The sequence below is a fragment of the Gilliamella sp. B14384G12 genome (assembly GCF_016101825.1).
Taxonomy (GTDB): Bacteria; Pseudomonadota; Gammaproteobacteria; order Enterobacterales; family Orbaceae; genus Gilliamella; species Gilliamella apicola_N.
On sequence record NZ_JACFPU010000062.1, the window covers coordinates 1 to 319 of the forward strand.

The window sequence follows — 319 nt, forward strand, 5'->3', positions numbered from 1 at the left end:
GTCGTAACAAGGTAACCGTAGGGGAACCTGCGGTTGGATCACCTCCTTACGAAGAGCTCGTAAGTGTTCACACAGATTGTTTGTTTATAAAGAAGAAGTGATTAAGTCCCCTTCGTCTAGAGGCCTAGGACATCGCCCTTTCACGGCGGTAACAGGGGTTCGAATCCCCTAGGGGACGCCATAAAATGTGATGAAATTGCTTCTTATAAAAATTATGTTTGTATTTACTTGAAATCGCGAGATGGTAAAGTGAATAGAAGTATAAAGCTCTTTAACAATTAGGAACAAGCTGAAAGAAACGAGTTCTCGTTTTTATGTT

Annotated in this window: 1 tRNA gene; it reads left to right on the forward strand. The window is 41.1% G+C overall.

Annotated features, from left to right (window positions below):
• Positions 1 to 105 precede the first annotated feature (105 nt).
• Positions 106 to 181: transfer RNA gene (locus H3S73_RS13665), tRNA-Glu, on the forward strand.
• Positions 182 to 319: the final 138 nt, after the last annotated feature.